17 protein-coding genes are annotated in these 17,043 nt (G+C 56.9%); 7 read left to right on the top strand and 10 right to left on the bottom strand.

The genetic code is table 11. The features are described from left to right. Positions 1–5: 5 nt before the first annotated feature. A complete protein-coding gene (gene phaZ, locus ACR0NZ_RS06215; RefSeq protein ID WP_480517573.1) occupies positions 6–1,277 on the bottom strand; it encodes a polyhydroxyalkanoate depolymerase in 1,272 nt (423 codons plus the stop codon). A 111-nt stretch (positions 1,278–1,388) separates the two neighbouring features. Here phaZ and ACR0NZ_RS06210 point away from each other — a divergent pair, with 111 nt between their 5' ends. From ACR0NZ_RS06210 to phaR, 3 genes are all read left to right on the top strand, one after another. Beyond that, positions 1,389–3,191, top strand: coding sequence for a PHA/PHB synthase family protein (locus ACR0NZ_RS06210; protein WP_480517571.1), 1,803 nt, complete (start codon positions 1,389–1,391; stop codon positions 3,189–3,191). Positions 3,192–3,322: 131 nt separating this feature from the next. Beyond that, positions 3,323–3,769, top strand: coding sequence for a phasin family protein (locus ACR0NZ_RS06205; protein WP_209503426.1), 447 nt, complete (start codon positions 3,323–3,325; stop codon positions 3,767–3,769). 135 nt (positions 3,770–3,904) lie between these two features. Further along, positions 3,905–4,456, top strand: coding sequence for a polyhydroxyalkanoate synthesis repressor PhaR (gene phaR / locus ACR0NZ_RS06200; protein ID WP_480473452.1), 552 nt, complete (start codon positions 3,905–3,907; stop codon positions 4,454–4,456). A gap of 48 nt (positions 4,457–4,504) precedes the next feature. Here phaR and ACR0NZ_RS06195 read toward each other — a convergent pair whose 3' ends face one another. The 6 genes from ACR0NZ_RS06195 to ACR0NZ_RS06170 all read right to left on the bottom strand — a co-directional run bounded on the left by ACR0NZ_RS06195 (position 4,505) and on the right by ACR0NZ_RS06170 (position 10,996). Further along, positions 4,505–5,719: a DegT/DnrJ/EryC1/StrS family aminotransferase gene (locus tag ACR0NZ_RS06195; RefSeq protein ID WP_480517569.1), complete on the bottom strand. Its 1,215-nt coding sequence runs from the start codon at positions 5,717–5,719 to the stop codon at positions 4,505–4,507. 113 nt (positions 5,720–5,832) lie between these two features. Next, on the bottom strand, positions 5,833–7,137 hold the full coding sequence (locus ACR0NZ_RS06190; RefSeq protein WP_480517567.1) for an NAD(P)/FAD-dependent oxidoreductase: 1,305 nt from the start codon (positions 7,135–7,137) through the stop codon (positions 5,833–5,835). Between the two features lie 8 nt (positions 7,138–7,145). After that, complete coding sequence (locus tag ACR0NZ_RS06185; protein ID WP_480473449.1) at positions 7,146–8,504, bottom strand: glutamine synthetase family protein; 1,359 nt, start codon at positions 8,502–8,504, stop codon at positions 7,146–7,148. Beyond that, entirely contained in the window at positions 8,504–9,184 is a 681-nt protein-coding gene (locus tag ACR0NZ_RS06180) for a type 1 glutamine amidotransferase (protein ID WP_480473448.1), read from the bottom strand. The genes ACR0NZ_RS06185 and ACR0NZ_RS06180 overlap by 1 nt, the downstream gene beginning before the upstream one ends. A 59-nt stretch (positions 9,185–9,243) precedes the next feature. Next, positions 9,244–10,563, bottom strand: coding sequence for a glutamine synthetase family protein (locus ACR0NZ_RS06175; protein WP_480517565.1), 1,320 nt, complete (start codon positions 10,561–10,563; stop codon positions 9,244–9,246). Between the two features lie 67 nt (positions 10,564–10,630). Further along, positions 10,631–10,996, bottom strand: coding sequence for a hypothetical protein (locus ACR0NZ_RS06170; protein WP_480517563.1), 366 nt, complete (start codon positions 10,994–10,996; stop codon positions 10,631–10,633). A gap of 24 nt (positions 10,997–11,020) precedes the next feature. On the opposite strand from ACR0NZ_RS06170, the gene dusA reads away from it, so the two are divergent. From dusA to ACR0NZ_RS06150, 4 genes are read left to right on the top strand one after another with little or no spacing between them, the layout of a single operon-like run. Next, positions 11,021–11,971, top strand: a complete 951-nt coding sequence (gene dusA, locus ACR0NZ_RS06165; RefSeq protein ID WP_480517561.1) for a tRNA dihydrouridine(20/20a) synthase DusA — start codon at positions 11,021–11,023, stop codon at positions 11,969–11,971. 17 nt (positions 11,972–11,988) lie between these two features. Then, positions 11,989–12,813 (top strand): sulfite exporter TauE/SafE family protein, encoded by an 825-nt coding sequence (locus ACR0NZ_RS06160; protein ID WP_480517559.1) that lies wholly within the window; start codon positions 11,989–11,991, stop codon positions 12,811–12,813. Beyond that, positions 12,810–13,592, top strand: a complete 783-nt coding sequence (locus ACR0NZ_RS06155; RefSeq protein ID WP_480517557.1) for a hypothetical protein — start codon at positions 12,810–12,812, stop codon at positions 13,590–13,592. Before ACR0NZ_RS06160 ends, ACR0NZ_RS06155 begins: the two co-directional genes overlap by 4 nt. 36 nt (positions 13,593–13,628) lie before the next feature. Further along, on the top strand, positions 13,629–14,357 hold the full coding sequence (locus tag ACR0NZ_RS06150; protein WP_480517555.1) for a SpoIIAA family protein: 729 nt from the start codon (positions 13,629–13,631) through the stop codon (positions 14,355–14,357). A 621-nt stretch (positions 14,358–14,978) separates the two neighbouring features. Here ACR0NZ_RS06150 and ACR0NZ_RS06145 read toward each other — a convergent pair. The 3 genes from ACR0NZ_RS06145 to ccmI are packed head-to-tail and all read right to left on the bottom strand — an operon-like array spanning position 14,979 to position 16,912. Continuing rightward, positions 14,979–15,212, bottom strand: coding sequence for a DUF1289 domain-containing protein (locus ACR0NZ_RS06145; protein ID WP_480517553.1), 234 nt, complete (start codon positions 15,210–15,212; stop codon positions 14,979–14,981). A gap of 18 nt (positions 15,213–15,230) precedes the next feature. Beyond that, on the bottom strand, positions 15,231–15,695 hold the full coding sequence (gene ruvX / locus ACR0NZ_RS06140; RefSeq protein ID WP_480517551.1) for a Holliday junction resolvase RuvX: 465 nt from the start codon (positions 15,693–15,695) through the stop codon (positions 15,231–15,233). Then, positions 15,692–16,912: a c-type cytochrome biogenesis protein CcmI gene (gene ccmI, locus ACR0NZ_RS06135; RefSeq protein WP_480517549.1), complete on the bottom strand. Its 1,221-nt coding sequence runs from the start codon at positions 16,910–16,912 to the stop codon at positions 15,692–15,694. Before ccmI ends, ruvX begins: the two co-directional genes overlap by 4 nt. Positions 16,913–17,043: the final 131 nt, after the last annotated feature.

The raw sequence follows: 17,043 nt of genomic DNA, 5'->3' as shown, positions 1-17,043 counted from the left end.
GTCGGTTAGGCTACCTTGTTGGAGTTGGCCGCGCGACGGTTTGGTTTTCGCGCGTTTTCGTTCATGAAATCAATCACAAGAGGGCGAATGTTGTCGCGCCAGCTGCGGCCTGCGAAGATACCATAATGACCGGCACCGGGTTCGACGTGGCTTGCCTTTTTGCTGTCCGGCAGGCCGGTGCACAAATCCAGCGCGGCAATACACTGGCCGGGTGCGGAGATGTCATCATTTGCACCTTCGACAGTCTTCACCGCAACATCGGTAATCTTACTGATGTCCACCTTGTGACCCGCGACCACGAACTCGTTTCTCGCAATCTCTCGATTTTTAAAGACCCGCTCGACCGTCGAAAGATAGAACTCGGCTGTCATGTCCATCACGGCCAGGTATTCGTCATAGAAACGGTTATGGGCATCCTGGTCCGAGGCCTCGTCCCGCATGACGCGCTGGATCTGGTCGGAAAACGCTTTGGAGTGACGATCTGCGTTCATGGACATGAACGAGGCCAATTGCAGCAGACCCGGATAGACCATACGTCCAACGCCCTTGTACTTGAAGCCAACACGCTGGATCATTGTTTCTTCCAACTGGCCCATGGTGACGCGACGACCGAAGTCTGTCACATCGGTCGGCGTTGCGTCCGGGTCGACGGGGCCACCTATTAGCGTCAGGGTGCTTGGTTGAGCTTTGGGTTCAATCTCGGCCAGGTATGCCGTTGCGGCCAGGGTCAGAGGCGCAGGCTGGCAAACGGCAACAACATGGGTCTCCGGCCCAAGCTCTTTCATAAAATCTACAAGGTAGAGCGTGTAGTCTTCGACATCGAATTTACCTGCAGACACAGGGATATCGCGCGCATTATGCCAATCGGTGATGTAGACTTCGCAATTGACCAGAAGGCTTTTGACTGTCGACCGCAGCAACGTTGCATAGTGACCGGACATCGGGGCAACCAACAGCACTTTGCGCGGTTGTTCTTTTCGGCCATTGATGCGGAAATGTACCAGATCACCAAAAGGGCGTTCCAGAACGGTCGTGATTTCAACCAGATGATCCTTGCCATCTTCGCAGGTGAACGTGCGAATACCCCAATCGGGCTTTGCAACCATCCGCTGGAACGTACGCTCGGTCACTTCACCCCAGGCGGCCATCCAGTTGAATGCGGGGTTCGGCACCATGGAAAACATCGGATAAGACGCCATCGCGCTGGCGGTTGCACCAAGCCACTGGTTGGTGTTTCGCGCAGTTTCCATCAGGTCGTAGGTCATCATGTAGCGCATAAATGGGGCCTCCTGAGTGTCAGCCTGAGAGTTCGGACCATTCGTCGCTTTGCCCCCCAGCACCCACGACGTTATTCTGCATAGCAGCGAGGTTAGGGGGGAATTGTTAAAATGACAACTAGTGAAGACCACATGCCAGACGTATCCGAAGAACATATTGAACGCCTTAAAGAAAATATGGAAAAGGTCGAGAAGCTGTCCAAGCGCCTGATTGAGGTCATGGCTGTAAAACGGCCGCACACACCCGCGCTGGACGGCCCGAATCAAGAGCTTTTCGCACGAGCAGCAAGTGCCTACTGGGCGGAGGCTTGGCAAAATCCCGCCAAACTACTGGAACAGCAGATAGAATTCTGGGGCAAGTCAGTGCTGAACTTTGCCGAGGCGCAGAAAGCGCTGACTGCGTCTGACGCGGAAGGCGAAGCCCCCAAAACAGAAGACAAGCGATTTTCGAACCCCCTTTGGGAGACCAATCCCTATTTCCGACTGATCCGCCAGCAATACCAGACCAATGCGCAAGCGATCGCGCAGGCTGTTGCGTCCGTGGACGATCTGGATGCCAAGGACAAAAGGCGGCTGCAATATTTCTCGCAGCAAATCGTCGATATGATGGCGCCGACAAACTTCCTGGCGACCAATCCGGACGCATTACAAAAAGCGGTCGAAACCGAGGGCCAGTCACTGATCAAGGGGTTGGAAAACCTTGTGTCAGATCTTGAGGCCAACAATGGCGAGCTGGTCGTCAAACTGGCAGATGAGAGTGCCTTTGAGGTCGGTGGTAACCTGGCGACGACGCCGGGGGAGGTGGTTTATCGCAACCGGATGATGGAACTGATCCAGTACAAGCCGGCGACCGAAACTGTATATGAGACACCGATTATCCTGTTCCCGCCCTGGATCAACAAGTTCTATATTCTGGACCTGAAAGCCCAGAACAGCATGATCAAATGGATCACCGAGCAGGGATATACCCTGTTTGTAGTGAGCTGGGTCAATCCGGACGAAAGCTATGCCGAAACCGGCATGGAAGACTACATTCAGGACGGTTTCCTGACCGCGATCGAGACGGCCAAGAAGATTTGCAAGGTCAAACAGGTCAACGCGGTGGGGTATTGCATTGCAGGTACCACCCTGAGCCTGACGCTGTCTCTGCTGAAACAGCGAGGAGACAAGTCGGTCAAATCGGCGACCCTGTTCACCGCATTGACGGATTTTTCCGATCAGGGAGAGTTCACGCCTTTCCTTCAAAACGATTTTATCGACGGAATCGAAGAAGAAGTGAAAAAGGAAGGTGTTCTGCGGTCGTGGATCATGGCGCGCACAATGTCATTCTTGAGATCACGTGACCTTATCTATGGCCCGGCCATTCGCAGTTACATGATGGGGGAAGTGCCCCCGGCCTTTGATTTGCTGTACTGGAACGGTGACGGAGCCAACCTGCCTGCGAAAATGGCGGTGGAGTACTTGCGTGGGCTATGCCAGCGCAATGAATTCGCGACCGATGGCTTTGAGGTACTGGGGCATAAGCTGAAGCTCGGTGACGTTGATGTGCCCCTGATAGCCATCACATGCGAAACCGATCATATCGCGGCGTGGAAAGACTGCTATCGCGGTGTGCAAAAGATGGGCTCGAGATCAAAAACTTTCGTGGTTTCCGAGTCGGGTCATATTGCGGGCATTGTGAACCCGCCCAGCAAGAAAAAGTATGGGCATTACACCAACCCGGATTTGAAAACAGACGCCGCCACCTGGTTAAAGGAAGCCGATTTTCATGAAGGGTCTTGGTGGCCCATGTGGGATGCCTGGCTTAAGAAACGGTCGGGCAAGCAGGTACCGGCCCGTGAATCTGGCGATTCGAAGCACCCGAGCCTGGGTGCTGCACCCGGAACGTATGTAGTGGCAAAACCAAACGCCTGATTTCATTCTGAAACTTGATTTTTTCTGCAGCGCAGCAAGAAAAAACTTGCAATGCTGCGCTGCAGCAATCATATTGTCCTCAAGCTGATGAAACCCGGGGTGGGCCCGGACTGGCTAAAAGGATTATGACAATGGCTAAGACCCAAGACTTTACCGCGATCATGAAAGACATGATGGGTGCATTCCCCGTGGACACAACCGCAATGGAAGGCGCATTCAAATCGACCGCTTCGCTGAATGAAAAGCTGTCGGGCGTTGCTCTGGAAGCAGCAGAGAAATCGGCAGAAATCTCGAGCAAATGGACCAAAGACACGCTGGCCAAACTGACCGAGATGTCGAAAGCCAAGGCAGAGCCTGCCGACTACGCAAAAGCAGCAACCGATTTCGCAAGCGCGTCTGCTGAAGTTGCAGCCGAGAACATGGCCGCTTTCGCAGAAATCGCGAAAAAAGTTCAGACCGAAACCGTCGAACTGCTGATGGCTGCTGGTAAAGAAGCTGCGGAAGAAGCATCCGCCGCTGTTAAAAAAGCAACCAACGACGTGACCACAGCCGCTAAAAAAGCTGCTGCTGCGAAGTAAGAAAAGTCAGCGAAACGCACCCGACCCTCCCTATAGGTGCAATCGCGTTGGGCAGGTCCATTGACCTGCCCTTTCTTTTTGTGCTGCACTCGCATAACCTGTGCTGCAACGCATCATCCTTGGGGAGGGTACCCGGTGTCGGACCAAGAAAAACCGCTGCTGATCAAGCGCTATGCCAGCCGTCGGCTGTATAACACCGAGACCAGCGATTACGTGACGCTCGAAGATATCGCGGGATTCATCCGTGACGGGCGCGAAGTACAAATCATCGACCTGAAATCCGGCGACGACCTGACGCGGCAGTATCTGCTGCAGATCATTGCTGAACATGAAAGCCGCGGCGAGAATGTGCTGCCTGTCAATGTTCTGAACGATCTTGTGCGCAGTTACATGCTGCCTGGCGGGGGCATGATGCCGCAATTCCTGCAAAGCTCGTTCGATATGCTGCGCGAAAGCCAAAGCAAGATGATGGAAAACATGAACGCCATGAACCCGATGTCCCAGATGCCGGGTTTTGAAGCGTTGAAAGCACAGCAGCAGGCCTTTCTGAAGGCTATGACTGGTGGGTTGTCTGGCAGATGGTCCTCGCCAGAGAAGGAAAGCGAAAAGTCAGAGCCGAAAGAGGATCTTGACGATATCAAGAAACAGTTGGCCGAACTTCAACAGAAGCTTTCAAAACTGAATTAAGGTGAGCCTGAGGAAAAGGCCCACCATTTAAGTGGGTCAGTTCTAGTCTCAGGTGCCGTAGACCGGCATTGGGCCGGTCACTTCGCCGACCGCGGCCAGCAGAATATCGGCGATCACGTCCAGCTCTGCGCGTGTCAGGCGTACGGGCAGTCGGACGTCACACGCTTTCATCAGCATGTCACGTGTTTGCGGCAGCTCGAACGTTTCCGGCAGAAATTGCCAGTTCCAGAAGGCGCGTGCATTGTCCTGGCTCAGGCCAAAGACCTGAACTTTGACACCGCGTGCCTCGGATGCGGCGGCAAATGCGCGAATCTCGTGTTCCTGCAACCCAACCAGATTGAATTGAATAGAATCCGGCGCGCGCTGCTCGGGGGGCAAGGGCGCGGGCACATTGATATGGGGTGAGGTATTCAAGCGCCCGGCAACGTAGTCGTGATTCGCAAGACCATCGCGGACACGACGGGCCAGTTCCGGGATCTGCGGGCGGATCACAGCGGCGCTCAGGTTGTTCAAGCGCAGGTTATACAGTGGCAACTTGTTCTGCCAGCGGGCGAAGGCCTCTTCCAATTCGGGCGAGTTGTCGCCGTACGGTCCTTTATGTTTCTTCCAGTTATGTTCGTACGCGCCCGACATGATGACGGCACGGGCCACCAGATCAGCATCGTTTGAGATCAGAATACCGCCTTCGCCCGCATTGATCATCTTGTAGGACTGAAACGAGAAACAGCCGACCTTGCCGATGGTGCCTATATTTTTGCCATGCCAGGTCGTGCCCAGCGAATGCGCAGCGTCTTCGATCACCGGGATGTCACGCGCGTCGCACAGCGCCATGATCGCGTCCATATCAGATGTGTGGCCGCGCATGTGGCTAATGATCACCGCCTGAACGCTGTCCAACTTGGCCTCGAAATCGGCCATGTCGATGCGATAATTCTCACCCACTTCGCACAGAACCGGGATGCAGTCCGCGTGAATGACTGACGAGGGAACCGCGGCAAATGTGAAGCCGGGGATCAGGACGCGTGCATCGCGCGGCAGACTCAGTGCCTTGAGCGACAGAAACAGCGCAGCAGAACAGGATGAAACAGCGAGAGCGTATTTTGTGCCCAGAAGCTCGGCAAACTCGGCCTCCAGCAAAGACACCGGGGCATCTTGCGGGGCGGTATAGCGAAACAAGTCGCCCGACTGCATCAGGGCGTCGATGGCTTCTTTTGCTGCTTCTGGGATGGGTTCGGCGTCATGAACGTTTGGTGGAAGCGTCATATTTGGAATTCCCGAATTCTATCTTTGGTAAAGATAAAGCTATTCAGGCGGCAATCCAAGCCCTCAATCGCCGCGCCAGCGGAAATTCACCAATATGTCACAAGTAACGTGGCTCAGATCCCAAGCCGGTCCCGCATGGCGAACCATGTCATTGCCAGCACAAGCAGCGGGTTGCGCAGGGCAGACCCGCCGGGGAAGGGCAGGGTTGGCACGCGGGCCATTGTATCGAACCCTTCCGATTGGCCCTGAATGGCCAGTGCCATCAATTGCCCTGCATGGGTCGCGGTGCCTACACCATGACCGGAATAGCCGGAAGCAGACAGAATATTGGGTGCGATACGCACCAGATAAGGCATCCGCCGCATGGTAATGGCCAGCGTCCCACCCCATGCGTAGTCGATTTTGACATCGCGCAGATGTGGGAAGATTTCGGTCATCGGCTTGCGGACCTTCGCCGCGACATCCGCAGGAAAACGATAGCCATAACTTTCGCCGCCACCGAACAGAAGCCGGCCATCGGCGCTGAGGCGGAAATAGTTCACCACGAACTTGGTATCCGCGACCGCGACATCCTGAGTCAGGACCCGCGCGGCCTCGCTGCCAAGGGGTTCAGTCGCTGCGATGAAGTTGTTGATGGGCATGACACGGGCCGCGACGGTCCGGTTGAGATTGCCAAGGTAGCCATTGCAGGCCAGCACAACATGGTCGGCCCTAACGTTCCCCCTGGCGGTCCGGATCAGTGCAGGCCGGGTTTCGTCAATATCGATGACTTCGGTGCCCTCAAAAATGCGAACACCCGCTTTGGCCGCCGCCTGTGCCAACCCCAGCGCAAAGTTCAATGGGTGCAAATGAGCAGCCCCCATGTCCAGATACCCACCCTTATAAGCGGGTGAGGGGCACAGTTTGTGGCCTTCGTCTTCATCCAGCAGCTTGATCTGGTCATAGTGATAACGGTCGGACAGATGGCCTGCATGGGTGTGCAGCTCTTTTCGTTCCGAAGCTGACAGACCCAGAACCGCGACGCCGGGTTGCAGGTCGCACGCGATCTGATGCTTGGAGATCAGTGATTTGACCAGATCCTTGGCGTCTTCGGCCAGGTCCCACAGCTTTGCAGCATCCGCGTCACCAACAAGACGCTCGAGGTCTTCCTGATCCATCCGCTGCGCGCTGCCCAGCTGGCCACCATTGCGCCCCGAGGCACCAAATCCGACACGGTGGGCTTCAAGCAGAACGACATCGAACCCCGCCTCGGCCAGATGCAATGCTGCGGACAGGCCTGTGTAGCCACCGCCCACAACGCAGACATCCGCCGTAATATCTTCGGCCAAAACAGGAAAGCGTTCCGTTGGGTTCGCCGTCGCGGCATACCAGCTAGCAGGGTATTCGCCCTTGCGGTCATTGGAATAGAGCAGATTCACGAAAAGTCTCAGACGTTGATCAGCAGATGTTCCCGTTCCCACGGAGAGATGACCTGCAGAAATTCTTCATATTCGGCCCGCTTCACGATGCCATAGACACGGGCAAACTCGGGGCCAAGGATTTCGTGCAGGGCTGTGGCTTCGTCAAACATATCCAACGCATCGCCCATGACCTGGGGGATATCCCCTTCGCCTTCATAGGCGTCACCATAGAATTGACGACGCGGGCGTTCTTGTTCAACCAGACCCAGATAGCCGCACGCCAGCGACAGGGCGATGCCCAGATACGGGTTGCAATCCATACCGGCGATGCGGTTTTCGACACGGCGCGATTCAGGTCCGGACAGAGGAACGCGAATGCCTGTAGTGCGGTTGTCGCGGGCCCATTCCAGATTGATCGGTGCGGCGTGGTCTTTCACGTAGCGACGATACGAGTTTACATAAGGTGCCATCACGGCCAGACCGGAGGGCAGATGGTTCTGCAACCCGGCAATGAAGTGATAGAACGCGTCCGTTTCGCCGCCCTGCGGGCCCGAAAAGATATTCTGGCCGGTCTCCATGTCGATAATCGAATGATGGATATGCATGGCCGAGCCCGGCTCTTCCTCGATCGGTTTGGCCATGAAGGTTGCAAAACAATTGTGCCGTAACGCCGCCTCGCGGATCAGGCGCTTGAAGTAGAAAACCTCATCAGCAAGTTTGACTGGGTTGCCGTGGCGAAGGTTGATCTCCAACTGGCCCGCACCGCCTTCCTGGGTGATGCCATCGATTTCGAACCCCTGATGTTCGGCGAAGTCATAGATATCGTCGATGACCGGGCCAAACTCGTCCACCGCGGTCATCGAATACGCCTGCCGCGCCGCAGCCGGGCGGCCAGAACGCCCCATCATCGGCTTGATTTCCTGTGCGGGATCGACGTTGGGGGCGACCAGAAAGAACTCCATTTCTGGCGCAACAACCGGTTTCCAGCCTCGGTTGTGATACAGCTGGACCACGCGTTTCAACACGTTGCGTGGGCTGTAAGGGATCGGATCACCATCCCGGTCATAGGCGTCGTGGATCACTTGCAGCGTCCAGTCCCCTGTCCAGGGTGCGGCTGAAGCCGTCGAATAGTCGGGCTTCAGGATCATGTCCTTTTCGATGAACCCGTCGTCACCTGCGGCTTCACCCCAGTCCCCCGTGATGGTCTGGAAGAATATGCTGTCAGGCAGGTGAAAATAGGATTGCTTGGCGAATTTCGTGGCAGGCACGGCCTTGCCACGTGCAATTCCGGGAAGGTCCGAGATGATACATTCAACCTCGTCCAGCCGCTGTCCGTGGAAATAGGCTTTGGCGGCTTCCGGCAGTTTATCAGTCCAATCAGCCATCAGGCTCTCTCTTTCTTTAAAAACTCGGCCATATGGCGCGCGATTGTGGCGTTGTCATCCGGGGCGGTTTCGCGATTTGCGGCCTCGCGCATCAGGTCTTCGGGGACGACGCCTTTTCCCCGTGTGCGCATCAGGCCCGCGACAAAACCATTGGTGAATTCAGGGTGGGCCTGAACCGTCCAGATCGTGTCTCCATAAGCCAGCATCGCGTTTTCGCAAAATGCGTTCTGACCAAGAACGCGCGCGCCTTCGGGCAACTCGACAACCTGATCCTGATGCCAGGCATTCAGCCAGACTGTGTTGCCGTCAAACTCGTATTCAGTGCGTCCGACGGCCCATCCGCCCTTGAACTTCTCGACCTTGCCGCCCAGTGCCTGCGCGATGATCTGATGCCCAAAGCATACGCCGATCAGTGGCTTTCCGCTTTGCTGTATCTCTCTGACCAAGTCTTCCAGCGGGGCGATCCACGGCAGGTCTTCGTACGCGCCGTGGCGCGAACCGGTTATGACCCAGCCATCTGCGTCATCCGCGCCGCTTGGGAATATGCCGTCGACCACGGCGAAGGTCTGGAACTCAAATCCGTTGCCACCGAGAAGTGCAGGAAACAGCTCATCATAGTCGCCGAATTCGCCATGCAACGCATCTGGTGTGTGGCCGGTTTGTAATATGCCGATTTTCATGTGTCACCAAATTTGATCAAATTAACTCTAGCTGAGTCCGAATGAGGCGGCAAGGGGGGTCAAACCGCTTCGAGATAGCTCAGCCAGTGATCTTCAGGAGCGATACGCTCAAATCGTTCAATTTCCTGTCGCTTGGTCATGATCAGGTACTGGATCAGATCCGCCGGGAAAAGCCGGGCGACCAGGGGGTCGGTCTCAAATCTGTCAATTGCGGCCGCCCAGTCTGGCATCAGTTGAGGCAGGTCTTCGATATCGTAGGCATTGCCTGTGATCGGGGCAGGGGGCCGCAGACCGTCTTCGATCCCGGCAAGGGCTGCACCCAAAACCGCGGTCAGCATCAGGTAGGGGTTGATGTCGCCACCTGCGACGCGGTGTTCGATGCGCCGCGCTGCTGTTGCCCCGCCCGGGATGCGAATTGCGGCAGTTCTGTTCTCATAGGCCCAGCAGGCCCCGGTCGGGGCATGCGCACCCGGTACAAGCCGGGTGTAAGAGTTGCCGTGGGGCGCAAAAATCAACGTGCTGCCTGGCATGGCCGCCACACAACCCGCGACGGCGGAATGCAGAATGCCGGTCCCTTCAGGCCCGCCATTGTCAAACACATTGCGCCCCCGATGGTCCAGCACCGAGAAATGCACATGCATCCCATTGCCTGCATCATCTGCATAGGGTTTCGACATGAATGTTGCGGCAAACCCGTGTTTGCGCGCCAGGCCACGTGTCAACGCCTTGAAAAGCCACGTATCGTCGGCACAGCGCATGGCATCCTGATGATTCAGGTTGATCTCGAATTGGCCAACGCCACTTTCCGAGATGGCGGTTTGCGCGGGGATATCCATGGCGGCGCAGCCATCGTAGAGATCTGTGAAGAAATCCTCAAACGCATCCATTTCAGCGACCGACAGAACGGATTCATGCAGCAGGCGGCGCCCGGTGATCGGGTTCAACGGAGGTTGCGGTTGCGCACCCGAAGCATCGATTAGTGTGAATTCCAACTCAGTCGCCGCAACGACCGACCAGCCGCGTTTGGCATAACGGTCAAGAATGGCAGACAGAGCGTGGCGCGGATCACCCGCAAACGGGGTACCTGCATCGTCATACAAGCTCATCGGAACCAGCGCCGTTTCTTTCGGAAGCCAGGGCACAGGCACCGGGCCCCGGTCGGTTGGGCGCAGCACGCCATCCGCATCGCCGGTTTCAAACACCAGCGGGCTGCCGTGAATGTCCGCGCCCCAGAGATCGACATTGAGTGCCGAGAACGGCATGCGCACGGCGCCTTTCTCCAGCTTGCCCGCATACTCAGGGGGCACGCGTTTGCCCCGCATCTGACCGTTCAGGTCACATGCAGTCACGCGAAAACTGTGCAAGGCGCTCAGGTCCATTGGGGGCTCCGTCAATTCTGTTTCCCCGTGATGTACTTCAATGGATCAGATTTGTCACCAAATTTGATCAAATTTTGATATTTGGGACAGATGTGACTGCTCGGCATAGTTTTTGGGCGAGTACGAAATTGGTCTTGCTGTCAAAGCTCGCGCCTTGCGTTTCCTTCAGTGAAAACATCACGGAAACATCTGTTAAGCCATTGATCATATTCTCCAATGGCGTTGTCTGCGGCAAGTCAGAGAGCGGCTGGATTTTCCCAGTGTTGAAAGCGCGGCGATCGGATTTGATACGACGTCCGAACCCGCAAATCAGCTTCGTTTGCCAAGTCCTCAAGAATTGGCTTATTTTGGCGATTTTTCTATGATAGCTGCGGGTTTCGTATTCTTGAGGATGGTTGAGTTGACTGCACGTGGAAGAGATAACATTCAACACCATGCTACTCTGAGCATTGCCCCCATGATGGACTGGACCGACCGCCACTGTCGGTATTTTCATCGGCTGCTTAGCACGGAAACCTTGCTGTATACCGAGATGGTAACGGCACCGGCGCTTGTCCGAGGAGGGGCGCTGCATCTGTTGGATCATTCACCGCAGGAACATCCCGTGGCTTTGCAGCTGGGTGGGTCCGATCCGGAGGAGCTGGCGCAAGCGGCGCGTTTGGGTGCTGATGCAGGATATGATGAGATCAATCTGAACTGTGGATGCCCGTCGGACAGGGTGCAGTCTGGTACTTTCGGGGCGGTTCTGATGAAAGATCCGGCACGGGTTGCAGAATGCGTCGCAGCAATGCGCGAAGCGGCGAATGTAGATGTCACGGTCAAATGCCGCATCGGTGTGGATGACCAAGAGCCCGAAGAAGTTCTGCCTGCGTTTCTTGAGCAGATCAGTGCGGCGGGCTGTCAAAGAGTAACGATCCATGCGCGCAAGGCGTGGTTGCAGGGGCTGAGCCCTAAGGAAAACCGCGATGTTCCACCGCTTGATTATGACCTTGTGCATCGGATGAAAGCCGCGTTTGCGGATCTGCATATATCGATCAATGGTGGTATCGCCAGCTTGGATGAAGCAGCAGCACATCTGGACGCGGGTCTTGACGGTGTCATGATTGGTCGGGCGGCCTATCATCAGCCCGGTGATATCCTGGCAGATGCCGACCGGCGCATCTTTGGCGTTGGAACCGTTCGCGATCCGCTGACGGTTGTTCAAGAAATGGTGCCCTATATTGAAAGGCACCTTGCCAATGGCGGGCGTTTGCACCAGATCACGCGGCATATGCTGGGTCTCTTCGCGGGGCGCCCCGGTGCGCGGGCATGGCGGCGCGCCTTGTCCGAAGGGGCCGTGCATGAAGGGGCCGGGCCAGAAGTCATGCTACAGGCCCTGGACCATATTGCGCCGATGGTCGAGGTTTAAACGGCAAGGGGGGGACGATGCCCGAGACAGTGTTGCTGGCCCAGATGATGGGCCTTTTGCTTGTGATCGGCGCGCTGGCCGGTGTGCTTGCCGGGCTGTTGGGAGTGGGCGGCGGTATCGTTTTGGTCCCCGCGTTCTTCTATGCGTTTCAGACGCTTGGCTATGGCGGCCCGCAACTGATGCAGCTTTGTCTGGCGACGTCGCTGGCCACGATCATTGTAACGTCGATGCGGTCTGTTCTAGCCCACAACAAGAAGGGTGCCGTGGATTGGGATATCCTGCGCGGTTGGGGTCCGGGTATTGTCGTCGGCGCAATTGTCGGAGTGCTGGTCGCATCGGCGCTGCGGACCGAGGCCTTGCAGGCACTGTTCGGAATTCTGGGCATGGTGATCGGTGCCTATCTTGGGTTGGGTCGCGCAGAATGGCGGTTGGGCGACGCAATGCCCGGCGGAATCAAGCGAGCCGTCCTGTCCCCTCTGGTCGGGTTTCTTTCCGTTCTGATGGGCATCGGTGGAGGCAGTTTCGGTGTGCCGCTGATGAGCCTCTATAACACCCCTATCCACCGCGCGGTCGCGACCGCGGCCGGGTTTGGCGTGATCATCGCCGTACCCTCGGTCATTGGGTTCTTGTTTGTAGATATCGCGCCCGAGCATCGCCCCCCGTTGACCATTGGCGCGGTTAATCTTGTGGCCTTCGGGATCGTTGTTGCAATGACAATGATCACCGCGCCCTGGGGGGTAAAGCTGGCCCATTCGATGGACCCAAAACCGTTGAAACGTGTCTTCGCCGTGTTCCTGACACTGGTTGCGCTGAACATGCTGCGCAAGGCCGTGGGCTTATGAGCGATTTTTCTGCCCGGGGCTGGGTGAAATTCCCGTATGATCCGGTTTTGGCCGAATGGGTGAACCACGCTTTGCCTGCCGCACGGGCGTCGACAACGGACCCGGCCCACGCGGAATGGTTGGATTGCGAAGGTACGTGGTTCATCGGTGTCGACGCACTATCCAATGACACGAAGGGCAGGGTCGGGCAGTCCGGGCCTCTGACCGGAAAGGCCATGGCGTTCATCGACAAGCACTTTGGAGATTTACCGCTGCACAAGGGGCAGGTTTCGGTTGTTTATCCGGGTTATCCGCGCCCGCGCCGGGGCGAGAATGAAGCGGCCACCCGGTACCGTCGAAACAGGGATGCGGCCCATGTGGACGGTTTGCGCCCGACAGGGCAGGATCGCCGCCGCCGGGTTGATGAACCTCATGCCTGGATTCTGGGCATTCCACTGACTGAGGCCAGCTCAGACGCGTCTCCGATGGTGGTGTGGGACGGCAGTCATGACATTCTGCGGACCGCGTTCAGGCAGGCGCTTGAAGGGATGCCACCTGAGGTCCTGCACGAAGTAGACATAACCGACATCTACCAATCCGCCCGTCGCGAGGTGTTTGCGACCTGCCCAAGGATCGAGTTGCCTGCAAAGCCGGGAGAGGCCTATTTGCTTCACCGCCATTGCCTGCACGGCGTTGCTCCTTGGGCCGAAGGGGCGACGGCGGGGCAGGATGGTCGAATGATCGCCTATTTCCGCCCCGAATGCGCCGGTGGAGTAGCCGAATGGATCGAATCCGCCTAACGTCCTGTCATTATTTGGCTTTGGAGGTTTTGACCGATGATGACGGTTCATACGAATTCTGACGGTGCACTCATAGAAGTCGAATTGTCGGGGCAAGTGACCAGCGCCGATTACACCAATACTCTGGTTCCCGCCATCGAGTCTGCGCTAACGGAACACGACACGGTTCGGCTACTGGCGATAATACAACCTGAATTCCAGGGGTATGATCTGGGCGCAGCCTGGTCCGACACCAAGCTGGGGTTAAGCCATTGGCGCGGTTTCGACCGGATCGCAGTTGTTGCTGATCAGGGTTGGGTGCAGACAAGCGTTCGTCTGGCGGCCCCCATCCTGCCCTGTCCGGTTCAGGTGTTTGATCTGGCCGAGCTTGAGGCGGCCCGACGCTGGATGCGCGAGTCCCTTGGGTCGATCCACGTGACTGACCTGAGCGGTCCATGTGTTCAGATCAGCCTATTGGGCAAGCTGGACCCTGAATGGTACAAACAGGCAGAACGTGATCTGGATGCAGTGTTACAGGACCGGCTAAGGTTTCGCCTGCTGATAGACCTCAGGGAGTTTGACGGCTGGCAAGGGCTGTCAGCGCTTGCGGCGCATTTTCGGTTGGCCAGCCGACATATCGGACAACTGGACCGAGCTGCCATCGTTGGGGACAAAAGCTGGCAGCGCATGGCGCAGAAGGTCGCCAGCCATGTGTTAGGGACCCGGACACAGTTTTTCCCGTCCGAAGAGTACGAGAACGCCAGGGCTTGGCTTGCCGCCGGATAAAACCTTCGACTGTGGAACGCCTGAGCAGGCAACACCCAATCGGTCAAGGTCGTGATGCAGCCTCAAATCCGGTCGTGCGATGTCAGGCATGATTCGACTGCTGACGGCGGGTTTCCCGCAGCTTCGGCCCCAGCTTTCCCAGTCCCGGCAAAGTCGGGTCGAATAGTGACGTTAGGAAATTATGTGCTTTTGAGAGTTTTTCTTGATTGAGGCGTCAAAAACGATCAAAGGCCGCGTGTTTTCCCCTACTTGTGACGGGAAATACCTTTAGCCACACCCTGTCGCTGCGGGTTACCACTCACGTTGAACCTCTATGTTCAAGAGCTAGACCCCCTCGGAGCTCGAACTCGACCCGCAGTGGCACGGTTACTGGAAACGGGACGTCCGCAATGCCACTTAAGACTTTGATCGGAAGACTCACTAATACAAGAAAGACCAAACGTGCAGCTGACGTGCTGCAATCGGAATGCGCGCGCAATGATGATCGGTGGCCCAAAACCAGCCAATCCGAGATTGCGCTTCTGTTTCAGAAAGAACTGCGTGGCACCGCGCCGAACACACCTATCCCGAGACGGGTCACACAGCCGCCAGAAATGTCATCAAAACGTATTCACTGATCGATCAGGAGCCATTCATACGAGCGGCACGCCCGCCGCGCCGCTTGCTGAGTCGCGGTTTACGAGACGGCAGGTCGTTCATGATTTCAGCGCGTTCGCTGCTGTCCATCCTGGACCAGCGAGAAATCTCGTCAATCGTGCGGTAACATCCGGTGCAGATGCGCTCGGCCGGATGGACAACACAAATCTGGACACAAGGGCTTTCGACCTCACTGCGCTTCCAAACCATATTCGTCATCGATCGGTCTCCGACCTGTTACAAAAAGCGCAGTCTGTCCAGTGCTCCCTGCAAGATATAACCTGCTGCAACGTGATCAATAACCTGTCCGCGACGTTTTCGTGACGTATCCGCCTCAAGCAGTGCTTTTTCTGCCGCAACCGTACTCAGCCGTTCATCCCAGAATCCGATTGGTAAATCCGTCAGACGGGACAGGTTTCGCGCAAATGCCCGCGTAGACTGGCAGCGCGGACCCTCTGTGCCGTCCATGTTTTTGGGAAGACCCAACAGAATGCCGCCAATATCGCGATCCGTAGCAATTTCGATCAACCGGGCGGAATCGAGTGTGAATTTCTTGCGCCTTACGGTCTCCAACGGGCTGGCCACGCCCCGCATTCGGTCGGAAACCGCGACGCCGATGGTCTTTTCACCCAGATCCAGCCCTATCAGCGCTTGCATCGGGGGAAGCGCATTGGCGAAGTCTTCGAAAACGTCGTGGATCATTGCGCAATCCCGGCCTGGAGGGCTGCGGCATCAATGATCTGCAACGCCTCGGTGTTTCCGGCAAACACCTCCAGCGCCTCATTGTGGATATCCATGGCCCGTTGGCCCTGGCTCAGAACACCCAGAGCGGAGATCAGACGAGCCCATTCTTCGGGCGCGCCGCCTTCCGTCGCCAGGCGGTCGGACAACTGATTCACCATTCCCTGAATCATCTGTTGCCGTTCCTCGGGGCTCATTTCCGCTGCTGCAGCCATGTCTTCGCGACTTGGACCAGACGGCGCGCTCAAGTCCGGTGGATTGAAAACCCCTGCCCGAAAGGCCAACTCATCAATCTGATCCCGGATCGCCCCCGCCCACGGCGCGCCTGCCGGGGCTTCCCTCAGCGTTTCGACCCAAATGCGGTAGGCAAGGTCCGGTCGACCTGTCTGAACCAGCATTTGCCCCCAATAATATCGGGCCGGGCCGTGATGGGGATCGCGATTCAAAGCTTCGGCAAGGGCCTTTTCAGCTTCGGGCGACACATATCCGCCCGCAGCCAGGATCATCATCTCGGCAAAATCCGCGTAGTGCTCGGCTGTGGCTGCGTCGCCTGACAGTTCGATCACCCTTTGTTGCGCGGTATATCCATCCTTGAAGTTCCCCGAATTGGTCTCATGCTGCGCCAAAAGCATCTGCCCTTGCAAATCATCCGGGCGGGCCGCAACGGTCTCTCGCAACTGCTTGAGAAGAGACGCGTAATTTTCGTCAAGCTGCGCCGTTTGAGGTGGGGTCGCCAGCTCTTCTGCGGCGCTCTGGGACGGACGATTGGCGCGCACCTCCTCGGCCAGTTCCAGCCGCGTGGTCAGGGGCATGTCGGGCAACCCGACGGCACCAATACGATGATACATCGCCATCGCGCCCCCAATGATGATCAGCATGACAACCGGGATCGTCACAATCGAGACGGTCCGCGATGGCCCAGCACCCGAGCCACCCTTTTTCATCTGTTCATCAGCGGCAAGAATTCGTCGAGAGATTTCGGTGCGGACCCGTTCCGCATCGGCCTCACCAATCACCCCGCGCGCCAGATCCCGGTCCACACCGGAGAGCTGTTCGCGATACACACGCAGATCGTAAGCCGCCGCAGGTTCATCCCCACGGCGTTTGCGCAGCAGTGTGAAACTCAAAAACACCGCGATCAACAGCGCGACAAGAAAAATCAGAACCCAGAACGTCATGGTCCCTCCGAAGATGCTGTCCTGACTTAGACCTGTGCGACGTCCAACAAAAGGGACAAATGGCCGCGAATGAACGACATGTCGCAATAGTGCGATATTGCGGCGTTGCGCGGCGCGGTTAAACTGTCGCC

This window comes from Ruegeria sp. AE3 (genome assembly GCF_056542225.1).
The sequence above is the reverse complement of the archived record's forward strand: the minus strand, read 5'-3'. Positions and strand labels throughout refer to the sequence as shown.

Bases quoted from the DNA above. Each gene is read 5' to 3' on its own strand.
- phaZ (WP_480517573.1), bottom strand. From the start codon at position 1,277: ATGCGCTACATGATGACCTACGACCTGATGGAAACTGCGCGAAACACC.
- ACR0NZ_RS06210 (WP_480517571.1), top strand. From the start codon at position 1,389: ATGACAACTAGTGAAGACCACATGCCAGACGTATCCGAAGAACATATT.
- ACR0NZ_RS06205 (WP_209503426.1), top strand. From the start codon at position 3,323: ATGGCTAAGACCCAAGACTTTACCGCGATCATGAAAGACATGATGGGT.
- ACR0NZ_RS06195 (WP_480517569.1), bottom strand. From the start codon at position 5,719: ATGACGCTTCCACCAAACGTTCATGACGCCGAACCCATCCCAGAAGCA.
- ACR0NZ_RS06185 (WP_480473449.1), bottom strand. From the start codon at position 8,504: ATGGCTGATTGGACTGATAAACTGCCGGAAGCCGCCAAAGCCTATTTC.
- ACR0NZ_RS06180 (WP_480473448.1), bottom strand. From the start codon at position 9,184: ATGAAAATCGGCATATTACAAACCGGCCACACACCAGATGCGTTGCAT.
- ACR0NZ_RS06175 (WP_480517565.1), bottom strand. From the start codon at position 10,563: ATGGACCTGAGCGCCTTGCACAGTTTTCGCGTGACTGCATGTGACCTG.
- dusA (WP_480517561.1), top strand. From the start codon at position 11,021: ATGATGGACTGGACCGACCGCCACTGTCGGTATTTTCATCGGCTGCTT.
- ACR0NZ_RS06160 (WP_480517559.1), top strand. From the start codon at position 11,989: ATGCCCGAGACAGTGTTGCTGGCCCAGATGATGGGCCTTTTGCTTGTG.
- ACR0NZ_RS06155 (WP_480517557.1), top strand. From the start codon at position 12,810: ATGAGCGATTTTTCTGCCCGGGGCTGGGTGAAATTCCCGTATGATCCG.
- ACR0NZ_RS06150 (WP_480517555.1), top strand. From the start codon at position 13,629: ATGATGACGGTTCATACGAATTCTGACGGTGCACTCATAGAAGTCGAA.
- ACR0NZ_RS06145 (WP_480517553.1), bottom strand. From the start codon at position 15,212: ATGACGAATATGGTTTGGAAGCGCAGTGAGGTCGAAAGCCCTTGTGTC.
- ruvX (WP_480517551.1), bottom strand. From the start codon at position 15,695: ATGATCCACGACGTTTTCGAAGACTTCGCCAATGCGCTTCCCCCGATG.
- ccmI (WP_480517549.1), bottom strand. From the start codon at position 16,912: ATGACGTTCTGGGTTCTGATTTTTCTTGTCGCGCTGTTGATCGCGGTG.